12 protein-coding genes are annotated in these 22,691 nt (G+C 29.2%); 9 read left to right on the top strand and 3 right to left on the bottom strand.

What is annotated here, in order from left to right; translation table 11 throughout:
- Positions 1 to 880: 880 nt before the first annotated feature.
- The 3 genes from H0I26_RS12630 (at position 881) to H0I26_RS12620 (ending at position 8,470) form a co-directional block, all read left to right on the top strand.
- Positions 881 to 4,117, top strand: a complete 3,237-nt coding sequence (locus tag H0I26_RS12630; protein ID WP_218699398.1) for an AsmA-like C-terminal region-containing protein — start codon at positions 881 to 883, stop codon at positions 4,115 to 4,117.
- A 426-nt stretch (positions 4,118 to 4,543) separates the two neighbouring features.
- Positions 4,544 to 7,609, top strand: a complete 3,066-nt coding sequence (locus tag H0I26_RS12625; RefSeq protein WP_218699396.1) for an SIR2 family protein — start codon at positions 4,544 to 4,546, stop codon at positions 7,607 to 7,609.
- A gap of 321 nt (positions 7,610 to 7,930) precedes the next feature.
- Positions 7,931 to 8,470, top strand: a complete 540-nt coding sequence (locus H0I26_RS12620; protein WP_218699394.1) for a hypothetical protein — start codon at positions 7,931 to 7,933, stop codon at positions 8,468 to 8,470.
- A 798-nt stretch (positions 8,471 to 9,268) separates the two neighbouring features.
- Here the strand turns inward: H0I26_RS12620 and H0I26_RS12615 are convergent.
- On the bottom strand, positions 9,269 to 10,300 hold the full coding sequence (locus tag H0I26_RS12615; protein ID WP_218699392.1) for a T9SS type A sorting domain-containing protein: 1,032 nt from the start codon (positions 10,298 to 10,300) through the stop codon (positions 9,269 to 9,271).
- Between the two features lie 444 nt (positions 10,301 to 10,744).
- Here H0I26_RS12615 and H0I26_RS12610 point away from each other — a divergent pair, with 444 nt between their 5' ends.
- Together H0I26_RS12610 and H0I26_RS12605 are read left to right on the top strand one after the other, a co-directional pair.
- Positions 10,745 to 12,565 (top strand): right-handed parallel beta-helix repeat-containing protein, encoded by a 1,821-nt coding sequence (locus H0I26_RS12610; RefSeq protein ID WP_218699391.1) that lies wholly within the window; start codon positions 10,745 to 10,747, stop codon positions 12,563 to 12,565.
- 129 nt (positions 12,566 to 12,694) lie between these two features.
- Positions 12,695 to 12,958 carry a hypothetical protein gene (locus H0I26_RS12605; protein WP_218699389.1) on the top strand — a complete coding sequence of 88 codons (264 nt, stop codon included), beginning with the start codon at positions 12,695 to 12,697 and terminating at the stop codon, positions 12,956 to 12,958.
- Positions 12,959 to 13,625: 667 nt separating this feature from the next.
- Here the strand turns inward: H0I26_RS12605 and H0I26_RS12600 are convergent.
- Positions 13,626 to 14,330 carry a LytR/AlgR family response regulator transcription factor gene (locus H0I26_RS12600; protein ID WP_218699388.1) on the bottom strand — a complete coding sequence of 235 codons (705 nt, stop codon included), beginning with the start codon at positions 14,328 to 14,330 and terminating at the stop codon, positions 13,626 to 13,628.
- Complete coding sequence (locus H0I26_RS12595) at positions 14,323 to 15,453, bottom strand: sensor histidine kinase (RefSeq protein WP_218699386.1); 1,131 nt, start codon at positions 15,451 to 15,453, stop codon at positions 14,323 to 14,325. Before H0I26_RS12595 ends, H0I26_RS12600 begins: the two co-directional genes overlap by 8 nt.
- A gap of 209 nt (positions 15,454 to 15,662) precedes the next feature.
- Between H0I26_RS12595 and H0I26_RS12590 the strand changes: the two genes are divergently transcribed.
- The 4 genes from H0I26_RS12590 (at position 15,663) to H0I26_RS12575 (ending at position 22,635) form a co-directional block, all read left to right on the top strand.
- On the top strand, positions 15,663 to 15,824 hold the full coding sequence (locus tag H0I26_RS12590) for a hypothetical protein (protein WP_218699384.1): 162 nt from the start codon (positions 15,663 to 15,665) through the stop codon (positions 15,822 to 15,824).
- Positions 15,802 to 16,689, top strand: coding sequence for an ABC transporter ATP-binding protein (locus H0I26_RS12585; protein ID WP_218699382.1), 888 nt, complete (start codon positions 15,802 to 15,804; stop codon positions 16,687 to 16,689). Before H0I26_RS12590 ends, H0I26_RS12585 begins: the two co-directional genes overlap by 23 nt.
- 3 nt (positions 16,690 to 16,692) lie before the next feature.
- A complete protein-coding gene (locus H0I26_RS12580) occupies positions 16,693 to 20,280 on the top strand; it encodes an ABC transporter permease/M1 family aminopeptidase (protein ID WP_218699380.1) in 3,588 nt (1,195 codons plus the stop codon).
- A 1,437-nt stretch (positions 20,281 to 21,717) separates the two neighbouring features.
- On the top strand, positions 21,718 to 22,635 hold the full coding sequence (locus H0I26_RS12575; RefSeq protein ID WP_256935121.1) for a hypothetical protein: 918 nt from the start codon (positions 21,718 to 21,720) through the stop codon (positions 22,633 to 22,635).
- Positions 22,636 to 22,691 lie beyond the last annotated feature (56 nt).

The following is a 22,691-nucleotide window of genomic DNA, read 5'->3' as shown; positions in this document are numbered from 1 at the left end:
CCATAAGCTTATCAAACTATTTAAACGTCCTCCTTTTTATGAGGTTTGAGGGGGAGGTTTAATTTGTTTTTAGTAATCCCTTCTGATTATTAAATTACAAAATGATTTTTATAATTGTTTTTTCTTCTAAACTAAATATGTCAAAAATATTAGAAAATAACGACGTTAAACGCTGGTTAAAAGAAAAGGACCTAATACCAAGAATACTTATCTCAGAACTTTGTGTTTAGAATCTCACGCAGATATTTCGACTAATTACAGTACAAATTGGAGTTCTCAATCTTCTTGATAACGTCCGTATTTCAAAAATCATGAACCATTAAATTACAACTCTTTGTATCATATATAATTTGTACTATAATCTTCTTCGCTGAAGCCCATCCTGAGCAAAGCTAAAGCATAACTTGAGCTTTGGTAAAAGCAAAAATTTAAGACATTTCTTACTTTATTTTTTGTCTATATAAATTGTCTCTACAATGCTAATAGAACCCGATTTTCACGCAAATAGCCTGTCCTGAGTACAGTCGAAAGGATATGAGAGTAGTGCAATGTGTGTGATAACCAATTACGCGCTTTAATTTTCAACAATAAACCAAGAAGTTTTTTTCCTCTGATAACTAAATACTTATTATGTATTTTATTTTCAGGTATATTCAACATCTACAATTAAAAATTGTTATACTATTGTTTTTGACATTAGTTTTTCTAATAAATAATGCGCAAACTATTACTTTTAGACATCTTACAGATAAAGACGCACTACAAGGTTAAACCACTATTTGAATAATTAAAACATAAGTCGTTATTTAGTGAGTATATGTATTATATTACTATCTTTTAGCATTTATATGTTAGTGCTAAATAGTCCCAATATGATAGTATGAAATTAAAATTCTTAAAGAAACGGAAATTCTGGTGGCGATTTATTGCTATTATAATCTTACTACCAATACTACTTTTTAGTACCGTAGTATTATATATTTATTCAGAACAAGACGATATTATTCAAAATGAAATTGCTGATTTAAATAAACAACACCAAGGTTTGATTACGATTGGTGACACCCATTTGTCACTTTTCAACAACTTTCCTGATATTTCTTTTAAGGTAGATGATGTCAAGATTTATGAAACTAAAGACACAACTGCAGCACCAATCCTAGATGTTGCCGACATCTATACGGGTTTCAATATATGGGATATTATAAACGGAAACTATAATATTCGGTCACTTATTATAGAAGAAGGGGTTTTTGATATTGTGCTACATAAAGATGGAACAATCAACCTTCAAAATGCTTTAGAATCTTTTGAGGACACAGAAGCAGCAAGTGACGACTTTGTAAATATCCAACTACAGCGTATTCAGTTACATAATCTAGATATTCATAAAAAAGATGAAACCGAAAATACAGATCTAGAAACTTTTATTTATGAAGGTGAAGGTGGATTTACTATAAATAATGAACTGATTTCTGGTCATATAGATACCGAATTTGAAATGAATTTGATTGATAATGGAGATACCACCTATGTCCGTCACAAACATTTTGAACTTCATACAGACCTCGCACTCAATAAAAATACAGGACTGCTTACCGTTAAACCTTCAGGTGTTAAAATGGAACACGGTGATTTTGAGATAGAAGGCGCTATAGATACTAAAAATGATATAGACCTTGATCTTTCGATAAAAGGGACCAAGCCAAATTTTGATATGCTTATTGCTTTTGCGCCAGAAGATGTGATACCTGTTCTGGAACGCTACCGTAATGCCGGGAAAATCTATTTCAATGCTATGGTTAAAGGACCAACACGCAACCAACAAATGCCCTTTTTTGATGTGCATTTTGGTGCTAGTGAGGCTTTTCTCGAAAATACAGATAAAGGGAAACGCGTGGACGATATGGGTTTTAGTGGCCATTTTACCAATGGAGAAGAACGCAATTTACGTACAATGAAATTCTCATTAACAGAGATGACCGCCAAACTAGAAACAGGGACGTTTTTAGGTAATCTTGTTGTTGAAAATTTTGAAGAACCGGAAGTTAATATGCAATTAAATGTTGACTTTAATTTAGAGTTTATGGCCAGTTTTCTTAACCTCACAGACATAGAAAACGCTTCTGGAAATGTGTCGTTAGAAATGAATTTTCACGATATTATAGATCTAGACCATCCTGAACTGGCACTCAACACACTTAATCAAGCCTATTTCACAGAGTTGAAAGTGACCAATCTAAGTGTCTCTTCTGCAGAGCTTCCTGCACCATTAAAACAACTCGATGCGCACCTTATAATGAATGGTAAAAAAGCAACGCTTGATCAATTTGATATGGTATTGGGTAAATCTGATGTATCCATAACAGGATACTTATCAGATCTTCCTGCTATTATACATCACACCAACACGCCTGTAGTTGCGCATTTAGAGATTAAATCAAATCTACTTGATATTTCAGAAATAACCCGTTATTCTGTGATAGACAGTACAGGTATAGACGAACAGATTAAAAATTTAAGTACTGGCTTCTCATTTAAATCATCTGCTAAGGGCTTTACAGAATCTCAATACTTACCACAAGGAGAATTTTTTATAGATAGTCTTCATGCGCAACTTAAACATTACCCACATAAATTACATGACTTTCATGTTGATTTTCTTATTGGCGAAAAAGACCTCAAAATTGTAGATTTCACCGGTTTTATTGACGATTCAGATTTTCATTTTAATGGCCAAGTCTATAATTATGGTTTTTGGATGCAAGACCAACTTAATGGAGATGTCGATTTAGACATTACGTTAACCTCCGATTTACTACGCTTAGAAGATATATTTTCATACCAGGGCGAGAATTATGTCCCTAAAGATTATCGTCACGAAGAGTTCGAAAAACTAGTCTTACACCTAAATTCTAGTATGCACTATAAAGATTCAGCATTACACTCCATAGATCTAGATCTTGATAAACTAAATACTAAAATGCATTTGCATCCTTTACGATTCCAAAATTTTAAAGGACGTTTTCATTACGAAGATGATCACCTGGTCATTCAAAATTTTAATGGTAAAATAGGTCGAACTATTTTTGGTGTAGACCTTAACTATTATCTAGGTGACGTTGAGGCTATAAAAAAACGAGACAATTACCTGGCATTAAAAGCAAATTATATAGATTTTGATCAACTTTTTAATTTTAATACGTCACCGACAACAGCAACTCCAATAACAACAGCTAAAATAGAAGCAGAAACTACAGATGTTAAAGCCCACGCAGACGCTTTTAATCTTTATCAACTGCCATTTACAGATATGACATTTGATATAAATGTCGGTCATTTTATATATCATCGTATAGATTTACAAAATATTAAGGCGGAGTTGCGCACTACACAAAATCATTATATCCATGTGGATACCTTTAGTATGGATGCAGCTGGAGGTAACTTTAAAATGTCAGGTTATTTTAATGGAAGTGATCCAAAACATATTTACATGAAGCCCGATTTAGTTGCAGAGCATGTCGATATAGATAAACTACTGTTTAAGTTTGAAAACTTTGGCCAAGATCATTTAGTGTCGGAAAATTTAAAAGGTACCGTTTCCTCTCGTATTAAAGGAAAAATTAGAGTCTATCCAGATTTTGTTCCAGACTTGGACCAATCAGAAATTCATATGGATGTAGAAGTACTTAATGGTAAATTACAAAATTACGATCCCATCTCTATGTTATCAGATTATATGGGAGATAAAAATCTTAAAAACATAAAATTTGATACCCTCAGAAATCATTTAGATATTACTAATGGACGCATAACAATACCTAATATGACTATTGAGTCTACGTTGGGACATTTGGAGTTGTCAGGAACACAAGATAGCAATCATAATATCGAATATTATGTAAGAATCCCTTGGAAAACAATAAAACAAGCAGCACGTTACAAACTATTTGCTAATAAAAAAAACAATGGTGAAGCAGGAGACATGGAAGATGACGAAATTATAGAAATCGACCCTAATAAAAAAGTACGTTACCTCAATATAAAATTACATGGCAACATAGACGATTTTAAAGTGTCCATGGAGAAGGCGAAAAAACCTAAAAATGAATGAGCGGTTATGATAATGCTTGCTAAAACATTAATAGGAGTTATAAATATAACAAGTGCTTAGTATTTAATTGTTCGTATACTACATTAAATCATGGATTATAAAAATAATTTATAGTCACAAGTTTTTCTGAGCATGACAACAATAAAATTCATACTTTTAATGTTACAAAGACATTTTATATAACGTCTGATTATAATTCTTTTTTTGAATTATAATGGCCTGCGTTATGTGCACTTTGCTTTGGTAAAAGCGAAGTTAAATTACTACTTTTTCTTATTCTTTTCTTCTCAAATGCTTCTCTACAATGTTAATGGATCACTCTTTTTACGAAGCGACGATAGGAGAGTAGTGGAATGTGTGTGGAATGGAAATAATATTAGCTTATATAGTTATGTAATTTGATATATTTGTTTAAAAAGAATTCATATGCCACAGCCAACTGACGAACAAATATTAATAAATGCAATTTTATCTAATAAATCATGCCTTTTTTTAGGTTCTGGAGCTGTAGCTTCTTCTGTTTTAAATAATGGAAACACATCTCCTGTTGGTTCTGGATTGGCTGAAATCATTTACAATCATTTTTACCCAAAAGAAAAGTTCGATTATGAAGCACTTTCTTTAGTTTCAAGTATGGTTCAAAAGCAGTTTGGTAAAGAGAGCCTATTTGAATTTTTACAAGATTTTTTTAAAGAGATAAAGCCATCAAGTGGTATAACAAAATTATCTAAATTTAAATGGTCTAATATTTACACTACAAATCTTGATAGAGCTATTGAAATTGCTTATAAAAAAAACACAGATAAAGCTCAAAAAATTAAAACGATTGTTGGCCCAAAAGATTTACAAACAGAAAATAAAAATATAGAAGTAAATTTATTTAAGTTACATGGATGTATTGGAAGACCTGATATTGATTTAGTTTTTTCTTTGAATGAATATGCAGAATTTAAAAACCCACATCTTAAATTATTTACTCAATTAAGTACCGACTTAATGGAAAGGCCAATGATATTTATTGGTTATAGCTTAATAGATTCGAATTTTCAGCAAGTTTGGGCTGAAATTAAAAAATACTGTGGAACAACAACTCAACCAAACAGATACTTTTTTATTGCTCCTAATATTAAATCTTCTTTAAGACACTTTTTAGAATCAGAAGGTTTTATTTGTTTTGATTATAAAATAGATGAATTCGCTGACCATATATCAAATTTATCATCTGGAAAAAGAACGACATTGAGAGATTATTTAATAGAACATTTACCAGATTCTGATTTATTTGATAAGGCAAAAATTAATGAAGAAGTTGCTTATAGTCTTTCTCAAAATTATCAATTCCCAAAAGCAGAAATAGGTAAACATTCTCAATTAAATAAAAACTTTTATAAAGGAGCTCAACCAAATTGGAGTGATATTAAACACGATTTAGATGCACCAAGAGATTTATTAGAAGATGTATTAGTAAACTTTGAGAGTTGGTATAAAAATCCAAAATTTAATTTATGGTTAATAACTGGTAGAGCAGGTGACGGTAAATCTACTTTTATAAGAAGATTAGCTTTAGAAATTTCTGAAAGAGTAGGAGATAGTGTTTTATTTGCTAAATCAAGGTCTAATTTATCTTCGAAAGAAATTTTAAGCTTGTATGAAAAATTAAACACTCCTTTAATTCTTTTCATAGACAATACAACTGATAGAGTTACAAAAATTAACCAGCTAATATCGGATTTCAGAAATGCCAAAGCTAAAATATTAATAATTGGTGCTTCAAGAAATTCTGATTGGCATGCTCATCATAATGACTTTTATGCTAAACCAGTTGAATTTTCTTTAGGAAAACTTTCAGATAATGAAATAGGTCTTATTTTAAGTAAGCTAGAAATAAATGACGCTCTATTTAAATTAAAGAGATACAATGAAGAAAGGAGATTTGAGCTATTTAAAGAAAAGGCAAATAGTGAGCTTATTGTCGCAATGCGTGAAGCAACAATGGCTTTAAATTTTGAGGAAATTATAGCCAATGAATATACTGGAATAAAAGATGAAGTTGCAAAAAATGTATATCGTCATATTTGTTTTATACATCAATTCAGATATAAAATACCACAAAGTTTATTACTGAGAGTATTAGAAGTAGATTTAAATAGTTTATCTGAAAACGTATATAAATACACAAAAGATATTATTTATTATGAGGATGATGAATCAGAAACTGATATTTTATTAAAATCGAGGCATCCTGTAATTGCAGAAATTGTAAGTAGAATTTACTTTAAGGATGATGTTGAAAAAGTTGATTTTTTAACAAAAATATTTTCAGAATATATTCCATCTAATCCATTGGAAGCATCATTAATTAAAAAGTTATATCATCACAATACGATAGAGCTTATTTTTGATAATGTAGAAATTGCAAAAAGTTGCTACGATATTTTAATTCAAGAAGTACCAGATGATTACTATGTTTTACAACAAAAAGCATTGTTTTTAGTTAATAAAACTGATGACTATGATGATGCAAAAGAAGTAATAAAAGATGCTTTAAGATTAAATCCTGCTTCAAATGTATTGCATCATACACACGGTATGATTTTAATGAAACAGTCTTTAAACGAAAAAGATTTAGATAAGTCCAAATTTTACTTGGAAGAAGGTAAACGAATATTAATTCGTGGGGCAAGAAAAAATTATAATAATGTTTATAACTATCATACTTTAATTAGTTATTTAATTTCATGGTACAAAAAAGACACAAATCAAGATGATGAATTAATAGTAGAAATTCAAAATCTGATAGACGAAGCTTCCTTAAAAAACCCGAATGACACTTTAATACTGACTGAACATGGGAAGGTTTACCAGTTATTAAAAGACCCTGAACAATCAAAATCTTATTTTGAAAAAGCAGTTAGGATTAATTCAAGAAATATGGCTGCAAGATATTTACTTGCCCGAATATTTATGAAGTCAGGTCATTTTGAAGAAGCCTTTAAAGTATGTGATGATGGAGTGAAACTTAAAAGAGATGAAATTTCTTTAAATAGATTAAGGTTTGAGCTTATGCATAAACTAGATAGATTCTCTTTTGATGAACTAAAAAATGAATACGTTACATATTTATCTAACTATCCAAAAGACAGTTTCATAAAACTGTGTTATTCAGCATTCTTGTACATTAATAAATCTAAAGAGTGTGATAAATTATTTGGTGACTTAAGATATTCTGACTATATGAGTTTTACAGATAAGTTAAAAGTCATTTATGATGTAAATAGGACTATAAATCAAGAAGATTTTCGAGAAACAGGAATGGTTGCAAGTACCACAGCTACTGGTTATTATCTAAAATCAACAAGATTCAATTCTAGAACAATGGTATTTATGCATAAAAATATAGTTGGAGAAGTAAATGTATCAGATAGAGTGCACTATAAGCTTTTATTCAATTATTCAGGAGGTTTTGCTGTTGATGGTGAAATTGATTATTAAGAAACAACTTAAGTTGCATAGTATTCGACCTCATAAAATTTTGGTAAAACAATAGGTGAGTGGAGCGTCCATATTTTAGGCTATACGAATATAATTATCCTGTGGATGATTGTATTTGAATACAACATTTAACTAAAATCACGATTAAAATCGTATTTAACTAAAAATGTACTTTGGGTACATTTTCTTAACGCTAAATAGTCTAAAATATAGCGTAACGAGCCGTAATTGTTTCCAAAAGTTTATGCAGTCTTGATTTTTTTGTTTCTTTTTTTATCAAGAAAAAAAGAAAAAAAGAAAAGAGAACATTAAAAACTAATAATGATTACAGAAAAACAAAGAAAAGAATTTGCGACGCTAAGGGTAGAAATTGTAGATATTAATATTCTTGTCTGTTGTTTCTTTAGAAAAATAGATCAACTGCCTAATAATTTTAAGAATTTAAGCCGACATGATGTATTTGCTGAATATAATGCTCTTAGGTATATGGAAAATGGCTTAATACTTCATTTAACTAACTTAGATGATGATAGGTCTGATTATTCATTTCGAGGAATTCAAAAAGAATTAAACAAGAATTTTAATAACCAAAAGTTATTAAAAGAGTTAAGTGCCAATTTAAAAAAATATAGGACTCAAATTAATCATATTAAGGTAAAACATAGAAATCAAAGAATTGCTCATATGAATTATGATGAAGATTTAAAAATTGACCAGTTTCTAGCTAGAGACCTTATTCCTATTATTAAAAAAGCAAATGAAATCGGTGATTTTATATGGGGTGAAAAGATAAATTACAAGTTCAAACTTGGCAGTCATGAAGGAGTTTTAAATTTTAGAAATGAACTTGAAAAACTCTAAATCATATCTATAAACATTATGTAAAATAGAATCTAAGAAAACTTAAATTGGAATTATAAATAGAACAAGTGCTTAGAATTTTTATTTTCTAAAATTTAAGCTCTTGTGGCAATGCACGAGAATCTCGTAGAAAAAAATGTTACCTATAAACATCAAGCTACGAAAATTATGATAACATCTAAAAGCTAGCTTTTTTTTGGCGCTGGCAATGTGGTTGGAAATTGTGTTTAAAATAAATGCCATAGCATTTAAGTTTTAAAAAGCAATCGAGCGCAATTGCAGTGGCAATTTTACATAACGACTAATTATAGATACAAATGTTTAAAAAACTCTGCGAAGCAAACCGCTTAATAGTTTAATGACCCAAGTTTCAATTATTCTAATGAAAACAAATGTTTCTGGGATATTTTACATAATACTACATTATAGCTATCAAATGGAAACAATGAGCTAAATAACATAAACGAACATTTGAATTATAATGGCCCGCGTTATGTAACTTGAGCTTTGGTTAAAAGCGAAAGCATAACTATTGTTTCTGAAAATTTCTTCTAATAATGGTTCTCTACGATGTTAATGAAATCGAGGCACGAGATTCACGAGCTCTTATTTCTCAAATATAAGAGAGCGAGTAAACACTCTTTTCACGAAATCGAAGCATGAGATTCATGAATTCCTATTTATTAAAATAGACAAGCAATGAATAAACGACGATAGGAGAGAAGTGGGAATGTGTATGGAATGGGATTGTTTCAGACAACTCTTAATAGAAAAAAGACAACAAAACCTTACAATAGCCTATTCTTTAATCCATTTAATTATTTTTTCTGAATTGTTTGCATATAATTTTAATAAATACATTCCTGCTTCAAAATCATTAATGGCTATTCCATTTTTTGGATTATTTATTTTTTTGATTAACTTTCCTGTTATATCATAAAATTCAATTGAAAAAACTTGTACTTGACTTTTTATATTTAAAATATCTTTAGCAGGATTTGGGAATATACTAATTGATGATTCTAGTAAAAAATCTGCTGTAGACAACATATTACAATTAGAACTTTGTAACTGAGTATTACAATTGGCGGCTAAATATTCATTATCTGAAGCTAAACCATAAACTATTGCACTATCTAAATTAGATCTGTCAATATTTAAATTTGTTATTATACCAGTGTCTAAATCTATATTATAGAAGTCATCAAATCCATGAGCAACAGTTACAGAGTTTTCTTCACAGCTATTAAAAGAATTAGAAATTCCATAAGCATCGAATATATTATCTAAGCAAAAAACTTCATTGATTGAACTATTATTAATATTATAGGCCATAATTCTTGAATATGGAGGGTTTCCATTTTGACCCGATACGAAATTTGGGAAAATAATATTTCCTTTATAAACTGATAAATCACCAGGTGTAGATAAATCAAAGTTAGATACTAGCTCTAACAAATTAGAGCTTATATTATACTTATACAAAGATCTATTATAAATAGTATAGAGATCTCCATCCCCACCATATGTCAAGGACGTTCCCGTTACTTCTTCTGTATTAGCTAAAACAGTAGTTTCTCCATTATCGATATTTATATGAACAATACCTTTTAATGATGATAATGATGATGTCAATATCCCATAAAAATCACCCGTTTCAGAAATAGCTATATCGTTTATATTAGCATCTGCTGTCGTTAAATAAGAAAATGAATTATCTTGATTTAAACTATAAATACTATTACCTGAAGTTGATACATATAAATTTTGGCTATTTATGTCTTTTACAGCTAAAAATAAGATTATAAATAAGTAAATAATTTTTTGCATATGTTTTTATTTTTTTTGGTGAAATATAGCCTAAATTTCTAAGAAAATAGTTTATAATTCCATTATGGTTCTGTTAAATAGAAGTTAGGATCAAAGAAGACGGCCTCAGAAGGTTTTGGTTAAAGCAATAGATGAAATGAGCGTCCATACTATAGATGATTAGTACTAAATATTGTTGATTTGACTAAATTCAATATATGTTCAGGTGAGCGTGTTATTGAGTTTATATAGCCTTTTTTTAAGAGTTTTATTTTTTCATACTGTTAACTTAGGTGTTAAATTAATTATGTAAAAATTTGTGCTCTTAAGGGATAGTATTTTCACATACTTTATTTAATATTAAACTATTTTTTGTATTTATGAAACACCTATTATATTGTATCATAGATATCTAATTATTTTTACTTACTTTTGAATTCCACTATAACCCCTAGAAAAACTTAAATGACCAGATTCTCCTATTTAATTTTCACAGCCTTATTATTCATTAATATAAGTTGTAGTAAAGATGATGATACTACCAATGAACCTGCAGCAATTGTTATTGAAGACTGCACTTTTAATTTAGCAGATTTTTCAAGCAATACTACTATTGTTATTGATTGTAATTTAAATTTAAATGGAGAAACCGTTAATTTAGCAGAAAACGTTATACTGAGTTTTGATGGAGGAAGTATCACTAATGGTACGCTAACTTTTAATTCTGGTGAAATTGATGGTGAATTATTAAATTCAGAATTAAATATTGAAGGAGAAGCAACACTGTCTTCATCAGAGTTTACATTTTTGCCAGAAAACTGGGATCTCTTAGAAGGAGAAATAACTACTGAAGAAGCTATTGAAAATAAAGACAAACTTAACAATATTATAGCCTTAGTTAAAAGCTTAGAAGCAGACACTTTTTCAATAGGTAAATTTGATGCTTATTTTTATGGGGATATTTTCTCAACAGCCCCTGCAGATGCTTATGATAACGCTATTCAAATACCATCTGACTTTCATTTTAAAATGAGTGATGAAACTGTTTTAAGAAGCCAACCAACAAATCACTTTGCATCAAGAATAATAGGTATTTATAAAGGTGATAATATTACAGTATCTGGTGGAACTCTTATTGGTGATCGTTACACGCATGATTATACACCTGTAAGAGATTTATTAGATATAGACAGGTCTGGACATTCTTACGGGACATTACTTTTTATAGCGGGCGGAGATAATGTACTTATTGATAATGTAACCATAAAAGAAGGTACTGGTGATGCTATTGGTATTGGTGGTTCTACTATTCGTAATACAGACGGAAGTATTAGAACAGGCGAAAGAATAGCTACTGATCTTACCATTTCTAATTGTGACCTTTCGGATTGTAGGAGAAATATAATTAGTGTTATAGATGGTAATGGTGTAGTAATTGAAGGTAACACTATTTCAAAAGCTGGTGGAGAAAGAGATGGATACCCTGAAGCAGCTGGTGATGCTCCGCAATTTGGTATTGACTTAGAAGCTTATAGAGAACGTGACGATGAGAACAACTTATTGGAGTATGAAAGAGTTGAAAATGTAATTATACGTGATAATATTTTCACAGATAATTATGCAGGAGATATTGTTGTATATACCGCTAATGATGTACTTATTGAATATAATGAGATGGACAACTTTGTAGGTTCGTACGCTACTTTTAATTGTAAAATAACCCACAATACATTAATTGCTAGAGACGATATAATAACTGAAATAGGTATAGGTCTTCAAGAAGTAATTAGAAACGATGAACATTTAGCATACAATAACGAAATTTCTGATAATTATGTTGAAGGTTATGACGCTTCTATTATTGTCGCAGGTTTAAATAATATTATAAAAGACAATGAGTTAAAGGATTTTAATGTAGGTATTAGTTTTAAAAATTTAACTAATGGAACTATTTCTAATAATACATTGACTAGTGAACGAATTACTTCTAATGGATACTTTACTTATTCAGGAAATGCTAAAAATTCATTTGTAACAGGTGATGTTGTTAATGTTCAACATAAAACGGTTCTCTTTTATAAGTTTAATAAAGATATTACAGATGGTCGCTTAACTTTTGATGATGTTACATTTAATTCTGTATATCCCTCTTCAGCAAACAGAGTGATAAACTTAGATGATAGTCATAATATTACCTTTCAAAATTGTGTAATTACTGAAGGAATAGAAGACAATGGTAACTCTAATGGAATTGAATCTATTGACAATACGTTTATCGTATTTTAATTTTTGAATTGTTTTATAATAAAATGGACTATTGTAGAGCTTGGTGTTTTCTGTAACGATTTCAAAAAAAAGATTACAGATTATTAAACCTTTAAATGATAAAGAAGTCTCTAAAGCGATACCTAAATAATGAAGATAATAAATGAAGAAATAGAAAAGGCTGCTTTTACTTTACTAGGTAATAAAAATGCATTTTATGATGGAGATATTTTAGAAAAAAAAGGAGAACGTATTAATGTCATAAAGTGTTCAAAAGATATAAATGTTGTTGCCTATCCAGGAAGCGGAAAAACGACTACTTTATTAGCTAAATTGATGATTTTAGCAAATAGAATGCCATTTGAAGATGGTAGAGGTATCTGTGTTTTTACTCATAACAAATGTAGCTATTGATAAGATTAAGAAAGAATTGTGTTCGTGAATCTCCTAAAAAGTCGATTTCTTAAAATTTATGCTCTTGTGGCAAGCTCACGAGAATCATCTAATTTTTTTTATTACGTATATTTTATCGAATATGCGATTTTTAATAAGTGCCAAAAGGTTAGCTTTTATTTTGGCGTTGGCAAGCGTTGGATAATTGTGTGTAAAATAAATTGCCAGAGCAATTTGATTTTATAAAACAATCGAGCGCTTGGTAGCGGCTATTTTACATAACGGCTAATTATAGATACAAATGTTTTTTAAACGCTGCGAAGCAAACCGCTTATTAGTTTAATGACCCAAGTTCCAATTATTCTTATGAAAACGAATGCTTCTGGGATATTTTACATAATACTACATTATAGCTATCAAATGTTTTTATAAATGAATGTTAACCTATAACATCATAATTTCGCCAACGCATCATCTGTGTTATAAATAGCTTCATCCACAGGATAAACCTATTTATAAAATGTACTATAATGTTCTGCGTTATGTAACTTTGCTTTGGTTAAAAGCTTTTACCAAAGACAAATCTTCATTATTTTTTTCTTTCTAAAAGTTTCTTTAAAAATGTAATGGAATACGCTTTGCCCGAAGCGACGATAGGAGCGAAGTGGGAATGTGTATGGAATGGGAATTAACTACCATATAGTTTATTAATACTGCTTTTGTATGTTTGACCAATTGGAATTTTATTGTCATTAATTAAAATACGATTACCCTCTATAAATTTTATTTTGTTAATCGCAACAATAAATGATTTATGAACTCTTAAAAAGTTAGAAGCATTTAATAAACCTTCATAGTGCGATATTTTTTCATGACTCACAATCATTTCATTCTTCAAAAACAGTTTAGTGTAGTTTCCGTACGCTTCTATATATAGCAAGTTGTTTAAATCTATTTGATGATGCTTTTTGTCACCTTTTACAAAAAAACGAGTTGCGCTATCGGTTGCATTAGAAACCTCTTTAATAATAGTTTTTGTTGGTTGACTATCAGAAACTTTATTCACCGCTTTTACTAAACGATCAAAACTAAATGGCTTTAAGATATAATCAACCACGTTTAATTCAAAACCTTCTAGTGCGTGTTCTTTATATGCGGTAGTAATAATAGTTTTAGGCGGATTTGTTAATGTTTTTAAAAAATCTAAGCCTCTTAATTTTGGCATGTTGATGTCTAAAAACATAAAATCAACCGTATTCTCATTTAAATACTGCATGGCTTCCATAGCATTGTAACAATTCTTTTCTAATTGCACATGTGGTAACATACTACAAAACTCTTCTATAATTTCGTGCGCTAAAGGCTCATCGTCTATGATTATATATTTAAGCATGTTTTGCTATTTTTAAAGTTGTTTTATAGCTGTTATTTGTGATGTCAACCTTCAATTCATGATTATCTTTATACAATAAAGATAATCTTCTTTTTAGGTTTTTTAATCCAATGCCACCAGCTTCGTTTTTTTCTTTTGGATCAAAGTTGTTTTCAATTATAAAATAGATAAATTTATCTTCTTCATATAAATCTATTGTAACAAAAGCATTTTCAGAAAGTGAATCTATTCCGTGTTTAAAGGCGTTTTCTAAGAGAATAATGAATAATAAAGGCGCAATAGTTAAACTTGTATCAACATCGTGATTAAAAGTAATTTCAACCGTTTTTTTATATCGAATTTTATGTAATTCAATATAGTTTTTTAAATATTCTATTTCATCTTGTAGATTTACAGATTCTTTTTCTCCTTCATAGATGGTATAACGCATCATGTCTGATAATTTTAAAATAACTTCTGGAGCTTTTTCTGAATTTTTAATCGTTAATGCATATAAGTTATTTAAGGTATTAAAGAAAAAGTGTGGGTTTATTTGTGCTTTTAATAGTGATAATTCTGTTTTCGATTTCTCTACTTTTAAGTTTTGTAACCATTTCCATTGCTCAAAAATCCAAAGCGAAAATAAAATTGGAATGGGAATAAAGAATATAAAAACCGGAAACTCTTCTTTAATTTTTAAATAGGCTTCCAAATCTCCCGAAAATAATCTTAAATAAATAAAATATAGAAATAAGGGTGTATAAATAAACGCTATTAATTTCCAGTATTTTTTGAAAAAAGAAGGCACTAACAGGTACGCTAATCCAAGCCAAAACCCCAATAGTAAAATAAAAGTAATAGGGTTGTCTGGTAAGTTCATATAACCATCTATAGTAATGGCTACAAAAAACAAAACAAACAAGCTAACAACCTTAATTACTGCATCCTTTTTTCTTTTTAAGTAATTAAAATTATGAATAGGTAATGCAATTAGTATTCCCCAAATAAATGCGTATATATATCTCTCATACGTTTTTTCTTCAGGAAGAAGAATTAAACCTAAATAATCTAACAGATAGAATATTGGGACAATTATTGAAAACCCAAATATAAATGCTTTGTATTTTTTTAAAAAATTAATCATAGGTCAAAAGTAACATTGTTAAACTGCCTTCACAAGAAAGTTGATGCACACTACAATAATTAATATCAACACAACTATTTTCTGGATGAACGTGATTGAGACAGTTTTTTACTATGTATAACTTTATAAAAACAGCATATATCATATTAATTAGAAAGCGCTTTCTATTCATTTTATGTTTGTATCAAATTAATCAAAACATATAAATTATGAGAACTTTAAACAACAATCAAATCACTAGCAAATCACTAGCAAATCAAGCAGAACTAATAGTTATATCTGGAACTCTAAAAGACGTTTTAGATAAAATCCCTTTTTTGAAGTACATCAATTTAAAAACAAACAGACATGAACACATTACTAATCAATAATCTAACAAAAACATATCCAAATGGTGTAAAAGCCTTAAACGGAATTAATCTCGAAATTACCAACGGCATGTTTGGATTGTTAGGAGCAAATGGCGCAGGAAAATCATCACTAATGCGAACTATTGCGTCTTTACAAGAACCAACTTCTGGAAGCATCTCTTTTAATGATACAGATATTGTAAAGCAGCCTCAAGAGATTAGAAATCAGTTAGGATATTTACCACAAGAGTTTGGCGTGTATCCCAAAATATCTGCCGAAAAACTATTGAATCATTTAGCAGTATTAAAAGGAATATTAAATAAAAAGGAACGTAAAGAACAAGTTACATCATTATTGCAACAAGTAAATTTATATCAACATCGAAAAAAATCTGTTTACACTTTTTCTGGAGGAATGCGTCAACGTTTTGGTATTGCACAAGCATTATTAGGAAATCCACAAATTATAATTGTAGATGAACCAACTGCAGGATTAGATCCAGAGGAAAGTAACCGTTTCTTAAATTTATTAAGTGAAATTGGAGAAAATGTTATTGTAATACTTTCTACTCATATTGTTGAAGATGTAAGGAATTTATGCTCTAAAATGGCAATTTTATCTAATGGAGAAATTATTTCTAAAGGAAGTCCAAAAGAGTTAGTAGCAAGTATTGAAGGGAAAATTTGGACTAAAATCATTCCTAAAAAAGACATTGCAATTTACAAAAAAGCATTCAATGTAATCTCTACAAAATTGGTTGCTGGTGAAACTCAAATTAGAGTTTTATCAGATAACAAGCCAGAAAGTGGTTTTGATATGATTATTCCAAATTTAGAAGATTTTTACTTCACAACACTATTTCAACAAGAAACAGAAACAGCATAAGTTATGTTTAAAAAATTATTAGAATTCGAAGTTTTTTATCAGTTTAAACAACGTGCATTCCCTTTATTAGCATTATTATTTTTAGCGTTGGGTGTTTTTGTTGGTAGACAAGGTTTTGCGCCACAAGGTGTAAACTTTAATGCGCCTTTTCAAGTATATTTTCATACCAGTTTATTTACTTTAGGAAGTTTATTTGTGATTATGTTTTTTGCAATAAGTGCCATGCTTAGAGATAAGCAGCACAAAATGGAAGGTTTAATTTATAGTTCATCAATTAAAAAAGGACACTATTTTTGGAGTCGTTTTTTAGGAACATTTTTATTTAGTTTATTGGCATTTTCACCCTTTTTAATTGGATATATTTTTGGTAATTATTCTACCGATTTAGATACAGAACGTGTTGCCGATTTTCAATTAATGACGTATTTACAGCCATGGTTATATATTGTAGTTCCTAATGTCTTTGTGAGTACAACTATTATATTTTCAGTAGCGACCCTTACAAAAAACAGTACAGTAACCTATGTGAGCGCTGTATTTGTGTATATGTTATATTTTATAAGTTCTATCTTTTTAAACTCACCTTTGTTAGCGCAAGCAACACCAGCTTCACCAGAAAGTATGACAATAGCTGCTCTTGCAGATCCTTTTGGTATTGCCGCATTTTTTGAGCAAACACAGTTTTGGACACCGTATCAAAAAAACACTCAACTATTATCTTTTTCAGGAATATTTTTATGGAACAGATTGATTTGGTTAGGTATTGCTTTTGGAATTTTATTAGGAACCTATAAACTGTTTACTTTTAGGGAAATAGCAAAGAAAGTTAAGAAAGCTACTGAAACAAGTTCAGCACAAGGGAAAAAAGTAGCAACTTCTAAACTACCATTGTTAGCATATAAACCATTGAAATCAGCTTCAAATTTTAAAGCTAAAGAACTGGCATTCTTCTCATTATTAAAACTGGAATTAAAAAGTGTTTTTAAGAGTTTACCTTTTATTGCTGTGCTTTTAATGTGGGTATTCATCGTATTTTCAGAATTATATTCAACATTAGTAAGTGGTGGAGAATATGGTGTAAGCGTATATCCGTTTACAAACCAATTGATAAAACTAATTGTAAATCCGTTAACAATTTTTAGTTTAATCTTAATTGTTTTTTACAGTTCAGAAATTGTTTGGAAAGAGCGTAGTTTAAATTTTAATTTAATTATTGATGCTACTCCTGTTAAAAACAGTGTGTTCTTTTTGTCAAAATTTAGTGCATTAATTTTACTTCCTGTAATCTTAACTACAGTTGGAGTAATTATGTGTATTTCGTTTCAAATGTCCTTAGGGTATTCAAATTTTGAATTCGGTTTGTATGCATCGTTATTTTATCATTACGGAGTGCAATTAGTAGTTTTTTGTATGATTGCTTTATTTGTAAATAGTTTAGCGAAAACTAAATATATGGGAATGGGAATCTTCGGATTGATTACTCTATTAATCCTGAAGTCTGGAATGTTAGGCTTAAAACATCCTTTAACAAGTCTTGGCTTTTTACCAAGAATAACATCTAATAATATGGATGGTTTCAATGGAGTTTCAAACTTGTTTAATCATTTAGCAATCTATTGGATAGCTTTCGGGTTACTATTAACGATACTTTCATTTAAAATTTGGAATAGAGGAATTGGTGCGAGTTTTTCTGTAAAAATGAAACAACTTTTTACAAATTGGACAAAATTTCAGAAGTTGAGCATCTCATTTTTAATGATACTCTTTATTGCCTTCGGAAGTTTGATTTTTTACAATGTAAATATTGTTTCTGAGTATAAGAGTTCTAACGATCGATTAGATTTTAGTGAAAACTATGAACGAAAATTCAAGAAATATGAAGAAGTAGAACGATTATATCCAACGTCAATAAAGACAGAAGTTGCTATTTATCCAAAAGACAGAAGTTATACTGTAAGTGCTAATTATGTATTAATAAACCGAAGTGAAAAGCCAATATCACAAGTATTTATAACAGAAAGAAAAACATTAGATACAGCTTATATTGAAAATGCAGATTTAATAAAACACGATGCAGAATTTGGAATCTACCTTTTCAAATTTAAAAAAGCATTGCAACCACTAGATTCCGTTGTGTTTAAATTTCAATTAACAAATAAAGTTGCAGGTTATGAAGAAGATAAATCAATTATAAATAATGGAACTTATATAAATCGTTTTAGCAAGTTTGATCCAATTTTAGGGTATACAACTAGTTTAGAAATTTCAAATCCAAGAGAACGTAAAAAAAGAAACCTACCAGAACGAATAGAAGAAGATGAAAGTTCGGATGCACATATTGTAATGGAAGATGTTAAATATGAAAAAGTAAACTTTGAAACTATTATTTCTACATCAAGTGACCAAACAGCCATTAGTTCTGGGAAATTACTAAAAGAATGGACAAAAAATAATAGAAACTATTTTCATTATAAATCTATCAGAAAAATCACACCAGAAGTAGGTTATTTTTCAGCAAAGTATAAAACGAAGAAGATAAACTATAAAGGTGTTGCTATTGAGCAGTTTTATGATAAAAATCATGATTTTAATATTGATGATATTGAAGAAAGCATAAAACAAACACTAGATTATTGTCAAGAAAATTTTGGAGCATATCAATTTGATCACGTTAGAATGGCTGAAGTTCCTTCACATTGGCCTTTTGGAGGTTTTGCACATCCAGGCGTTATCAGTATGGTTGAAGATAGATTGTATTTGTTGGATGTAAGTGATGAAGAGACTTTTAATGTTGTTGCAAAAAGAACGATTCACGAAGTTGCCCATCAATGGTGGGGACATACATTATCGGCTAAACCAGTTGCAGGAGGTTCTTTATTAGTTGAAGGATTTGCTAAATATACAGAAGCAGTGGTAATGGAAAAAATGTATGGAAAAAGTGCTTTGTACACATTAGCGGAAGACACAAGAATCAGGTATTTTTCGGGAAGATCTTTTGCTTCTGAAATAGAGCCACCAGTTTATAAAGTGGAAGGACAAAGTTTTATCTCTTACGGAAAAGCATTAAACCTACTATTGGCCTTAAGAGATTTAGTAGGAGAGGAGCAAGTGAATAAAGTATTGAAAACGTTAACAGATAACCATAGAAATAGCACCAAATTAGAAGCAACTACGTTAGATTTTTTAAATGAAGTTTATAACGTTACACCAACACATCAACACCATTTAATAGACGATTGGTTTAAAAAAGTAATTACGTATGATTTAGCAATAGAAAACGCTACAACTAAAGAATTACCAAACGGAACTTTTGAAGTTACTGTAAGCGTAAAATCGAAACGCCTTGAAACTTTAGATTCTGGAGAACTAAAACAAATTTCTATTAATGAACCTATTAAAATTGGCGTTTTTACAGCACATCCATCTAATGTGAAGGATGATAGTTCGGTTTTGTATTATGAATCTAGTCAAATCAATAAAGAAATGACTGAAATAAAAATAATCGTAAAAGAAAAGCCAAGCTACATTGCTATAGATCCATACGGAACACGATCTGATGAGAATTTAGTGGATAATTTAATTACATTGTAAAATATTTTTATCAAAAGACAAATTAGATCTACAAATATTATCTAAAATAGAATCTCGATTTTAACTTGGCCTCATAAAATTTTGGGAAAACAATAGGTAAGTGGAACGTAATATTTTAGGGGGTTAGCAATACATATTGTTAGTTTATCTAATTTTTTTTATCAAGGAAAAAAGAAAATAATAAAAGATTTAAAAGTTCTAATCTAGAATTTCTTTTTTACATAATATTAAAAGTAATAAACAAAAGAGGTTTAATAATAGTTCTAATAGAACAAGTGTATAGAAATTTATTTTTCTTAAATTTTATACTCTTGTAGCAAATTGACGAGAATGTCATAGAAAAAAATATTGCAAGATTATTGTTGAATAAACGAATTTCGAAGATTTCTAAATGTTAGCTTTTGTGCGGCTGCAAGCATTGGAAAATTGTGTTTAAAAAAATTACTGCGTAACATAATTATTTTTAAAAAGCAATCGAGCGTTTTTGGCAAGAGGCAATTTAACATAATGTCGAATTATAGCTACAAATTATTATAGTTCGAATGTTTGTTAGAATAACGTATTTAGAAAATGTTATTGAATATTGCCAAATACGAGATTCTACGGAATTATAATTGAGGCTTGTTGACGGATTTTAAAACACCCCAATAACAATGTTTATTGTATGTTCAAGACTTTCTGGGATAGTTTACATAATATAGAATTATAGCTATCAAATAAATCTACAAGTTAATGAGCCGTAATTTCTTTTAACATAATTGTTGACGATATGATTCTAAAGAAGTCATATCTACAATTATGTATAAATAGCCTGAAATACGGCTATACAGAAATTACTGTATATTTGTACTATAATGTTCTGCGTTATGTAACTTTGCTTAGGTAAAAGCGAAGTTAAATTACTACTTTTTCTTATTTTTTTCTTCTCTAATGTTTCTCTACAATGTTAATGGAACACTCTTTTCACGAAACGACGATAGGAGAGAAGTGGAATGTGTGTGGAATGACATAGTATGCCAAATTATAATTTAATTGACATTTTAATGTTTTAGATGCACATTGGCAGTGTTTTATTGACAAAAGCAAATGCAAAAATGCCAAAATGTCTTAAACAGGACATTTGGCACGAATTTTGTATTAAATTTAGCTATTGTTTGTTGCAGTTAAAACAAATAAATTAAACTATAATGGAGGCTTACAACCTTTATTGGTTTTAAAAGTTTGTTTTTATAAGATAATTTTCGACGTTATCAGGGTGCAAATATAAAAATAAATTGTTAATAACAATGTTAAAATAAATATAAATTAAATAAAACGAAAATTGTAGAGAGTTAAAATATATTATCGGTTAAGTAAAGTAAAGCAATAATTGCTTTACAAAATAAGTGTTGACAAAAGTGTCAATGCATAATAATATATAATAAATATTTTTTTACAATGAATATATCAGATTACTTTAAATTAGGATATCAACAAACAAAATTAGATTTTGTTGATATTAGATTAAATACAGACAACTTATTGTTTGTAGACCCAAGATTAATAGAAAGCTTAGAAACTCCTTTAGCAAAAAAAATGCAAAAGCATTTGGAAATTTTTTGGGGTGAATTAATAAAAAATGTTAAGCAAAAATCATTTAAACAAGCAGATTACTTATTATCTGGTTTAAGTGAGCCTAACGAAACAAGATTGGGTTACGCTTTTAGTAAGCATCACGGAAATTCAGTTGGAAATAAATTAAGACAAAGAATATCTAATACAATTTATAATAATATAGCAGTTAAAACTGGCGTTTTAAGTCATTTTGCTGATATAGAGTTATTTTTTGAAGATATTAGTTCTGATAGAATTTCTGACATGACTACCAAAATCATAAAATCTGTTTTAATTGAGTTTACGCAAGAGCAATGTAAGATTCATAATATACCAATGAAGACATTTGTTCAAAAAGACATTTTTGATTGTAATACTTTAAAATGGGTAAATAAGAAAGTTGAACTACCTGAATATTTTGATAAGCCAATTATTTTTGTGCCCAAAAATGTAGTTAGATTAGAAAATACTGCTGGTAAAAATGTGAGTTGCTTTTACAGATATGCAATAAGACAATTTGTTTATAACGATACCAAAATGTTAAAAGATGTGAGTGCTTCAGGTAAAGATGGAAAAATTCTTATCAGAGATATTAAGTCCCAATATCCTTTATCTAAAGAATCTTTAACAAATTGGTCAATCCATTTTGGGAAATTGTTGGTTGATTACAAAACTGACCATTTAAATGGTAGGTTAAGAGTTTTATCAGATGATGAAATAATCGAAATCATATATGATGAAGGTTATTCAAATGTTGGATAGGATTTAAATTTAAATAATGAAAAGCAGGTTTAATAGCCTGCTTTTTTTTGACCTCA

The organism is Olleya sp. HaHaR_3_96 (assembly GCF_019278545.1).
Taxonomy (GTDB): domain Bacteria; phylum Bacteroidota; class Bacteroidia; order Flavobacteriales; family Flavobacteriaceae; genus Olleya.
This window is presented reverse-complemented; position numbering and strand designations above follow the sequence as displayed.

Coding starts and splice junctions, on each gene's coding strand:
- H0I26_RS12630 (WP_218699398.1), top strand. CDS start 881: ATGAAATTAAAATTCTTAAAGAAACGGAAATTCTGGTGGCGATTTATT.
- H0I26_RS12575 (WP_256935121.1), top strand. CDS start 21,718: ATGAATATATCAGATTACTTTAAATTAGGATATCAACAAACAAAATTA.
- H0I26_RS12595 (WP_218699386.1), bottom strand. CDS start 15,453: ATGATTAATTTTTTAAAAAAATACAAAGCATTTATATTTGGGTTTTCA.
- H0I26_RS12600 (WP_218699388.1), bottom strand. CDS start 14,330: ATGCTTAAATATATAATCATAGACGATGAGCCTTTAGCGCACGAAATT.
- H0I26_RS12610 (WP_218699391.1), top strand. CDS start 10,745: ATGACCAGATTCTCCTATTTAATTTTCACAGCCTTATTATTCATTAAT.
- H0I26_RS12620 (WP_218699394.1), top strand. CDS start 7,931: ATGATTACAGAAAAACAAAGAAAAGAATTTGCGACGCTAAGGGTAGAA.
- H0I26_RS12590 (WP_218699384.1), top strand. CDS start 15,663: ATGAGAACTTTAAACAACAATCAAATCACTAGCAAATCACTAGCAAAT.
- H0I26_RS12615 (WP_218699392.1), bottom strand. CDS start 10,300: ATGCAAAAAATTATTTACTTATTTATAATCTTATTTTTAGCTGTAAAA.
- H0I26_RS12585 (WP_218699382.1), top strand. CDS start 15,802: ATGAACACATTACTAATCAATAATCTAACAAAAACATATCCAAATGGT.
- H0I26_RS12605 (WP_218699389.1), top strand. CDS start 12,695: ATGAAGATAATAAATGAAGAAATAGAAAAGGCTGCTTTTACTTTACTA.
- H0I26_RS12625 (WP_218699396.1), top strand. CDS start 4,544: ATGCCACAGCCAACTGACGAACAAATATTAATAAATGCAATTTTATCT.
- H0I26_RS12580 (WP_218699380.1), top strand. CDS start 16,693: ATGTTTAAAAAATTATTAGAATTCGAAGTTTTTTATCAGTTTAAACAA.